This window comes from Tabrizicola sp., assembly GCF_051645465.1.
In the GTDB taxonomy this organism is placed as follows: Bacteria; Pseudomonadota; Alphaproteobacteria; order Rhodobacterales; family Rhodobacteraceae; genus Tabrizicola.
Genome location: NZ_JBOFBI010000094.1, coordinates 1 through 8,237, shown reverse-complemented (window position 1 = coordinate 8,237; position 8,237 = coordinate 1). Strand labels below are relative to the sequence as shown.

Below are 8,237 nucleotides of genomic sequence, written 5' to 3'. Positions count from 1 at the left end.
ATGGTGCACAACCCGAAGCTGGAACCCGAGCCGATCGCTGCGGACCGCAACATCCTGGACGTCCGCCGCATCTTCCGGCTGAACGCGAACTACGCCAAGCCCTGCATCACCTCGACCAAGATCGACATCGTGCCGGGCGGACATTTCGCCAATCATCCGGTCCTGCATCTGGACCCGCATCTCTACCTTTTCCACCTGCGCTTCATCGATCACGACATGACCGAAAAGCGCCTGGCGACCCGGCGGGCGCAGCGTGATCTGCAAAGCGGCTCGCTGGAGGAGGTGGAGCGGAAGAAGACCGGCTGGGATACGGCGTGGGAGACGTACAAGGCGCTCTCGAAGGAGAAACCACGCGCGGAAACGGTGGACTTCCCCGAGTTCCGCAAGGAAATGGTCGACGGCTGGCGGGAGAAGAAGGTGGTCTACTGGGCTCCGGGCGGGGCGCGGCCGAAGGGGGTCTACCGGCTGCCCGAACGGTTCCGGACCTTGTTCTGAAGGCGGGAAGATGGCAGACAAACCCATACCGCCGGAAGGCGTGATCATCCGGGCCGAGAACGGCGACGTGATCCGCTATGACGAGACCGGCCTGATCCTGCGGCTCTCGGACAAGGTGATCGCCGATATCGCCGCGCGGCTGGAGCTGAAGCCTCAGGCCGCGGTGGCGGGCGAGGCGCTGCCGCTTCCGGACCTGCCGGATGATCTTGACCTCTGGGCGCCGCGGCGGGAGGGGGACTGGGTGTTCTTCCAGGCAAACCTGCCGGGAGCGGACGGGCCGCGCGGGTATCGCAGGCATGTCGACGGCGGTGCGATCATTGCCGAGGCGCGGGGGCCTCTGCTGGCGGTCCTTGGGATCGGGGGCGCGCGGGCGGGCTTGGGCTCACCCGGTCCGGCGCGGTTCCCCTGGCATGTGCTGGCCCCGGCGGACGACATCGGTGCGGTGGGCATGGGGGGTGAGGGTGAGGCCCCGGCGACGGCGGCCCTTGAGGCCCTGCGCGAGCTGACGGTCGAGGCGCTTCTGGCCGACGAGCTGCTGGCGCGGCGGCGGGCGGTGCATCAGGCGCTGCCCTTGATGCTGGTCCGGGCCGAGACGGATACCTCGGCCACGGCGCATGAGCTTGGCGGTGGCACTGCTGTGAACAATCTGGATCAGGCCTTCGCCAATCTGCAGGCGGGAGCGACGCGACTTGGCACGGGCGCTCAGGTGCTGGCGGTGGTGCTCGACTACACGCTGGAAGACCTGACCGGCGACCCCGTGGCCTACCGCGACGGGATGATCGCGCTGATGGAGCGGATCACTCGCGGCATGGCGAAGCGGGGCCTCGCGCGGCCCATATTCCTCGCGGCCTTCGACTGCGGCACGCAGGACGTCACCCGCGGTCCCGGCCTCGAAGGCCAGTGGGAGCTGTCGTGGAACCATGGCGATCACCAGCTGGTCTTTGCCGCGCCCTCCTATGCGTTCGAGATCGACGACACCGGACGGCTGACCGACGCAGGCCGGGCGGCCAAGGCCTGGCTTCTGGCCGAGGCGCTGCTGGCCGTGCAGGCGGGCGGGCGCTGGCTTTGCCCGACGATCCAGCTCGCCGAGCGGGCAGGGAAGGACATCCGGTTGATCTGCGCGGCCTCGGATGGCCTGGTGGTCGACAAAAGCGACCCATTCGGCGCGGGCAAGACGGCAGGCTTCGCGCTGGAAGGTGTCACTAACGCCGCCAAAATCACGGGGGTCGAGATTGACAAGTCGGACCCGAAGGCCGTGATCCTGCGCCTGTCCAAGCGGCCCGAGGGTGAGGTCTTCGTCACCTACGCCCATGCCGCGGAACCGGGCAAAGGCCCCTATCCAGCGAACCGGGGTGCGCTCCGTGGCGACTTCGGCGGGGGGGCCACAAGGCGCTGGGCGCTGCCTGCACGGCTGAAGCTGACAGACGGCGGCCCCTGATGGCCTTCACGGCTGAGAGCATCGCCAAGGACAACATCTGTGTCATCTGGGTCGATGACATGATCGATGTCTTCACCTGGCGGACGACGTTCGGGCTGGAGATCAAGACGCCGAACCTTGACCGGCTGATGGCCCGGGGGGTGCGGTTCAGCAATACCTACGCCACGATCCCGCTTTGCGCGCCGTGCCGGGCTGAGCTGGCGACCGGGCTGTCGCCGTTCCGCACTGGCCTTGTCGACCTCAACCGTTTCTGGCGCAACGTCCTGCCGCCGGAAAAGGCCTGGGCCTATGACCTTCGGCGCGCGGGGTTCTACAACTTCACCACCGGCAAGGTCGATGCGACCTACAAGCCGATGCCCGAACGCTACCGCCGCGTGCTGTTCCACGAGGACCCTCCGGCCTTTGACAGCGGCGGCCGGGACAGACCGAAGCACTACCTCGACCGCGGGCCGGGGATCACGGGGATCAACCACCCGGATGATGACGGATCGCTGGACAAGGTCTTTTACGACCACATGGTCGCACAGAACGCGATCGACCACCTTGGCCGGGCTGACCCGAACCGTCGGCATCTGATTCAGCTCGGCTTCAAGCACCCGCACTACAATCTGGAATGCCCGGATCGGTTCTACCAGCTTTACGACCCCGCCGACATCCGCTGGCCCGACATCGCCGCGCCGGAAGACTACTACGGCCCCCCGCCCGGCTTTGCCGTCTACGAGGCCGCCTATATCGCCAACGGCAACTGGACGCCCGAGAAGGGCGGAGACGACGGCTGGCGGCAGGTCGTGAGGGCCTATTTCGCGGCGATCAGCCATGTCGACCATGAGATCGGCCGGTTCCTGACAGCGCTTGAGGCCTCACCCCTGGGCGACAAGACCACGGTCGTGTTTCTCTCTGACAACGGCTTCAACCTTGGGAACCACGACAGCTTTCACAAGATGAGCCAGTGGGATTCCGCAGCCCATGTGCCCCTGGGCATCTGGAGCCAACGCATGGAACACGGACAGGTCATCGACCTGCCGGTTTCCTTGCACAACTTCCCCAAGACGGTCATGCAGCTTGCGGGCCTGCCGCCCCGGCCCGATTGGGTGTCGGGGCAAAGCCTTCTGCCGCTGATCGACCCAAGCTTTGGTGCGTTCGACACGACGAAATCGCCCATCACCTCGGTCTTCGGGACGCTTTCGGTCCGCCCCTCGGTTCAGGGCTACCGTCAGTACCGCTACTTCCGCTACCCGAACGGCGAAGAGCATGTCTATGACGTCGAGAACGACCCCGGCGAGACCGAAAACCTGATCGCAACCGCGCCGATGGATGTGCTTCGGGAAGAGCTCGTCAGGGGTGCGCTGGACCTTGGGCTGGACCTGCGGGGGTTTGAAAACCCGGCGGATGGCGTCAACGCGATGATGGCGGTCGACGGGTCGGTGGTGTTGGAGGGCCAGCGCGGGAACGACAACTACTGGGCCTATGGCGCCGAGGCCGAGAAGATCCGCGAAACGAAGGACGGCGGTCACGACACGCTTTGGTATCTGGGCGGGCCGGACGGCTATGTCCTCCACTGCCCGATGAACGTCGAGCATATCCGAATCGCCACCGTCCTGGCCCGGCACGAGGATACCGAAGCCGCAAAGAAGGCGCCCCGGACGATGCGGATCGTGGCGCATCCCGACAGTCCGATCACCTTCGAGACGACCGAGCGGGTGATGGTGGACGTCCGCGGCTCACGCGGGAACGACGTGATGATCGGCCCGAAGTACGGCGGCTCCACCTTCTATGGCGGTGACGGGGATGACCGGCTGTTGGCGATTTCGGTCAGCGAAAGCTCACGCCATTTCTTCTACGGCGGGGCCGGGAACGACCGGCTGGTCGGCGGAGGCGGGCGCGATGTGCTGGACGGCGGTACCGGGGACGACACGATCATCGGCACGGCGGCGCGGAACCGGATTCAAGCGGGCCACGGCAATGATGAGGTTATCGATGGGGACGGGTCCTCGGTCGTCCATACCGGGCCGGGGCGGAACCGGATCAGGCTCGGCGGCGGGAACGACACCGTGCATGCGGGGACGGGCATCAATGTGATCGACCCGGGGCCGGGGGCGGTGGTCTTCGTGCTGGCCTATGGCGGGGTGACGCATGTAAGCGCTTGGGCGGCAGAGCAGGTCTATGACCTGTCCGCCTGGCCGAAACCGCCCCGGATCACGCGCCGCCCGGATGGGACGGTGGACGTGACCCTGGGACTATCGGTCCTGCGGATCGCGGGGGTGCCCGGCGACCACGATCTGGCCTCGCAGATCAAGCAGGGCGCGGAGTAGCGGGCCGGTCCATAGAAAACGCCCGCCCCGATGGTTCGGGACGGGCGCCTGTTGTTGCGAAGCGACGTCGTCACTCTGCCGATTTGACTTCGGCTTTAGCATGCCCGTCGCCATCGCCGCGCGTCTTCCACAGCGAGTAGAAGATGCCCGCCGCGATGATCGCGAAGGTGATGCCCAGCGACAGGTACGGGTCGAACTTGCCGAAGAAGTAGCTGTAGAAGCCCTTCAGCCCGATGAACACCAGCACGATGGCCAGCGCGTAGTGCAGATAGTGGAACCGGTGCACCAGTGCCGCCAGCGCAAAGTAAAGCGCGCGCAGGCCGAGGATCGCCATGATGTTCGCGGTGTAGACGATGAAGGTGTCGGTGGTGATCAGGAAGATCGCCGGCACCGAGTCGACCGCAAAGATCACGTCGGCAAAGTTGATCACGATCAGCGCCACAAACAGCGGCGTGGCAAAGAGCGTCATCCTGTTCGTCACCGGATGCGGCTGGCGCACGAAGAACTTCTGCCCATGCAGTTCTTTGGTCACGTTCATGAACCGCGACACAAGCCCGACCATCGGGTTCTTGGAGACATCAGTCTCGCTTTCCGTGGCCATCAGCATCCTGATCCCGGTAAAGATCAGAAACGCTGCAAAGACCAGCGTCATCCATTTGTAGTTCTCGATCAGCTCGGCACCGATTGCGATCATGATGCCGCGCAGAACGATGACGCCGATGATGCCCCAGACCAGCGCGCGGTACTGGTATTTGCGCGGAATGGCGAAAAAGGTGAAGATCAGCGAGATGACGAAGACGTTGTCGATCGAAAGGACCTTCTCGATCAGGTAACCCTGGAAATACGAGGCGACGGGATTGGTGCCGTCGCTGGTGACCAGCGTGCCGTTCGACCAGGACCACCAGATGTAACCGCCATAGGCGATCGCGATCATGATGTAGAATGCCGACAGCTTCAGGCTTTCGGCGACGCCAATCTCGTGGTTGTCCTTGTTCAGCACGCCAAGGTCGAACACCATAAGCGTGACCACGATCGTAAGGAACACAAGCCACATCCATAGCGGCTTGCCCAGGAAAAGTAGAAACAGGAATTCCATCCCTCTAGCCTCAATTATTGGTGTCGAGAGGTCAGCCGTCTTAAGGCGCAAACTGCCGGGCATGACATCGAGCACTGTTTCTCGATGCGGTCCGACATCACAGCGCATGCCGTCAGAGGGGCCCGGCCCGCAAGCCACACTTGGGTCGGTATCCCGTCATTTCAACCCCCGGCGGGGCAGAAAACTCTCGTCTTTGTGAGGCTGCCGCACCATTCACCGCGTTTTCCCGCCCTTTGGAATGCACCGGGGCTTGTGGCAAGGGCCGGGCCGACTGTATGCCCGGCAGGCAATCGGAGTGCGCCAGATGAGCCTGAACACCTTCGGTCACCTCTTCCGCGTCACGACCTGGGGCGAAAGCCATGGGCCGGCGATCGGCTGCACGGTGGATGGCTGCCCGCCCGGCGTGGCGCTGTCCGAGGCCGACCTGCAGCCCTGGCTGGATGCGCGCAAGCCCGGCACCTCGAAATACACCACGCAGCGGAAGGAAGCGGACGAGGTCCGTATCCTCTCGGGCGTCTTCGAGGGCAAGACCACCGGCGCCCCGATCCAGCTGATGATCGAGAACACCGACCAGCGGTCGAAGGACTACGGCGAGATCGCTCAGAGCTTCCGCCCCGGTCACGCCGACATCACCTATCACCAGAAATACGGCATCCGGGACTATCGGGGCGGCGGGCGGTCCAGCGCACGCGAGACAGCGTCGCGGGTGGCGGCGGGGGGTGTGGCACGGGCTGTTCTGGCCGTGCTGGCGCCGGGGCTGAAGATCACCGGCTATATGGTGCAGATGGGGGTCAAGACCATCGACCGGGGCAGGTTTGACCCGGCCGAGATCGGGCAGAACCCGTTCTGGTGCCCGGACCCGCAAGCGGCGGCGGACTGGGCGGTCTACCTGGATGAGCTGCGCCTGTCGCACAACTCGGTCGGCGCGGTCATCGAGGTGGTGGCCGAGGGCGTCCCGCCGGGCCTTGGCGCCCCGCTTTATGGCAAGCTCGACAGCGACCTTGCTTCGGCGATGATGTCGATCAACGCGGTCAAGGGCGTCGAGATCGGCGAGGGCATGGCCTCGGCAGCACTGACGGGTGTCGAGAACGCCGACGAAATCCGTATGGGGCCGGACGGGCCGGAGTTCCTTTCAAACCACGCGGGCGGCATCCTTGGCGGCATCTCGACCGGCCAGCCGGTGGTCTGCCGCTTCGCAGTCAAGCCCACGTCTTCGATCCTGACCCCGCGCCAGACGATCACCGAAGGCGGGGCCGAGGTCGACCTGATCACCAAGGGCCGCCACGACCCCTGCGTCGGCATCCGCGCCGTGCCGGTGGGCGAGGCGATGATGGCCTGCGTCCTCCTGGACCACCTCCTCCTCGACCGGGGCCAGACTGGCGGGGTCCGGGGCCGGATCGGCTGACGACAGATTTTGCTATCCATACCGCTGATTTTGCGCCACCTTCCCGGAAAACGACGGGAGGGACAAAATGGAAATCGTCAACGTACTGGCCGCAGCAGTCGCGGCCTTCGCTTTTGGGGCGGTCTGGTACATCACCATGAACAAGCCCTGGGTGGCCGCCGCCGAGGTCCGGCTGGATGACAAGGGAAACCCCACGCGGTCGGACGGCAGCAGCGCCGGGCCGTTGCCCTACATCGTTGGCCTGGTCGCCATGGTGCTGGTCGCAGGGATGATGCGGCACATGCTCGCGACATCGGGGGTCACGACGGTCGGCGGCGGAGCAGTAGCGGGCCTTGGGGTCGGGGCTTTCTTAATCACGCCCTGGGTCGCGATGAACTATGGCTTCGCGATGCGGAAACCCGCCCTGACGCTGATCGATGGCGTGAACAGCGTGGTCGGCTGCACGATCATGGGTGCGGTGCTGAACGCGTTCTAAGGGACGGGCAGGCGTCGGGAAAATGGGAATGTCGGCTAAGCAGACGAAGCGGCCGTTGGCCTAGTAGATTCGTTGTTTGTTAGCGTTCATTTTGATCCAAGAACTTCTGAATCAGAGCATTAGTGGCTTGGGGATCCGGCAAGAAAAGGTCGTGCCCAGACTGCGTTATGAGGCAAACTTGCACATTTGGATTTGCGCCGCTGTAACGTTCGATCTCCTCAGCGTCCAGATGAGCACCGCGTTCCGCGTTTCCTGCCAGCAACAAGATCGGTCCGGAGAATTCTCTCACGGAGTCAATCAGGTCTTCACCATGAGATGCCGCTTGCAGCGCTTTGATAGCATGGCGGGGCATACGGTCAGCTGTTGGTCTGCCCCTCCAAACAGTCGGTTCGACGATCTGCGCAAAGTCGTCTGGTAGCCGAGAATGCCGCGCTGGGTAGTCTCCCAAAACAAGGCAATTGATGCACTTTTTGTAGCCCGCCAATGTGGCCAGCGCGTAAGAAACGCCGCGAGAATAACCCAGCAAGTGGAAGCGGCGGAGGCCGCAATGCTCTATCAGTGCGCGGATGTCACCGACATGATCCGCCATTGCGTAACCGCTCGCGGGTGCATCACTGCCTCCCCGACCCCGAAGCGAAATCACATGCGCCGGTCGTGGAAAAACAAACCGGACAAAGTCGCGCCAATCGTCCACGCCTTCGAAAAGGCCCGGCACGATGACCAATGGGCAACCTTCCGTGCCTCCGTTGCTGAGGCATTCCAGCATGACGCCTGCATTGTTGATCCGTTCGTGTTTCAACCTCACATGGACCTGTCGACCACATGGTTTCGTCGAGCGCCAGTCTACATGGGCTCGCCGCAAAGTGAACGACCGGCATGGGCGGTGGGTTCAACTGATCGACGCAACACACTCTGCGAATCTCTCTGCTGGGGTTTGATATTGCAAGGTCTTGCGTGGTCGTTCGTTCAGCTGTCTGGCAATTGCGCTGAGTTTTGCCTGTGAATGGACAGATAGA

The 8,237-nt window shown here is 64.0% G+C and carries 7 protein-coding genes and 1 pseudogene; 5 read left to right on the top strand and 3 right to left on the bottom strand.

Annotation, left to right across the window (positions count from 1 at the left end):
• The 3 genes from ACRCSW_RS06265 to ACRCSW_RS06255 all read left to right on the top strand — a co-directional run.
• On the top strand, positions 1-495 hold a 495-nt coding region (locus tag ACRCSW_RS06265; RefSeq protein ID WP_438703514.1), incomplete at its 5' end, for a hypothetical protein.
• A 10-nt stretch (positions 496-505) separates the two neighbouring features.
• The gene (locus tag ACRCSW_RS06260) at positions 506-1,933 is read left to right on the top strand and encodes a hypothetical protein (protein ID WP_438703512.1); all 1,428 of its coding nucleotides are present in this window, start codon (positions 506-508) and stop codon (positions 1,931-1,933) included.
• Positions 1,933-4,245 (top strand): sulfatase-like hydrolase/transferase, encoded by a 2,313-nt coding sequence (locus ACRCSW_RS06255; protein WP_438703511.1) that lies wholly within the window; start codon positions 1,933-1,935, stop codon positions 4,243-4,245. The genes ACRCSW_RS06260 and ACRCSW_RS06255 overlap by 1 nt, the downstream gene beginning before the upstream one ends.
• A gap of 70 nt (positions 4,246-4,315) precedes the next feature.
• On the opposite strand, the gene ACRCSW_RS06250 is transcribed toward ACRCSW_RS06255, so the two are convergent.
• Positions 4,316-5,341 (bottom strand): TerC family protein, encoded by a 1,026-nt coding sequence (locus ACRCSW_RS06250; protein WP_438703509.1) that lies wholly within the window; start codon positions 5,339-5,341, stop codon positions 4,316-4,318.
• 304 nt (positions 5,342-5,645) lie between these two features.
• On the opposite strand from ACRCSW_RS06250, the gene aroC reads away from it, so the two are divergent.
• A complete protein-coding gene (gene aroC, locus ACRCSW_RS06245) occupies positions 5,646-6,746 on the top strand; it encodes a chorismate synthase (RefSeq protein WP_438703507.1) in 1,101 nt (366 codons plus the stop codon).
• 67 nt (positions 6,747-6,813) lie between these two features.
• Positions 6,814-7,221 (top strand): DUF1761 domain-containing protein, encoded by a 408-nt coding sequence (locus tag ACRCSW_RS06240; protein ID WP_438703505.1) that lies wholly within the window; start codon positions 6,814-6,816, stop codon positions 7,219-7,221.
• 79 nt (positions 7,222-7,300) lie between these two features.
• On the opposite strand, the gene ACRCSW_RS06235 is transcribed toward ACRCSW_RS06240, so the two are convergent.
• Together ACRCSW_RS06235 and ACRCSW_RS06230 are read right to left on the bottom strand one after the other, a co-directional pair.
• Entirely contained in the window at positions 7,301-8,020 is a 720-nt protein-coding gene (locus tag ACRCSW_RS06235) for an alpha/beta fold hydrolase (RefSeq protein ID WP_438703504.1), read from the bottom strand.
• Positions 8,021-8,110: 90 nt separating this feature from the next.
• Positions 8,111-8,237 (bottom strand): annotated as a pseudogene (locus ACRCSW_RS06230) (IS30 family transposase); the annotation flags it as partial.

Bases quoted from the DNA above. Each gene is read 5' to 3' on its own strand.
- ACRCSW_RS06240 (WP_438703505.1), top strand. From the start codon at position 6,814: ATGGAAATCGTCAACGTACTGGCCGCAGCAGTCGCGGCCTTCGCTTTT.
- ACRCSW_RS06260 (WP_438703512.1), top strand. From the start codon at position 506: ATGGCAGACAAACCCATACCGCCGGAAGGCGTGATCATCCGGGCCGAG.
- ACRCSW_RS06255 (WP_438703511.1), top strand. From the start codon at position 1,933: ATGGCCTTCACGGCTGAGAGCATCGCCAAGGACAACATCTGTGTCATC.
- aroC (WP_438703507.1), top strand. From the start codon at position 5,646: ATGAGCCTGAACACCTTCGGTCACCTCTTCCGCGTCACGACCTGGGGC.
- ACRCSW_RS06250 (WP_438703509.1), bottom strand. From the start codon at position 5,341: ATGGAATTCCTGTTTCTACTTTTCCTGGGCAAGCCGCTATGGATGTGG.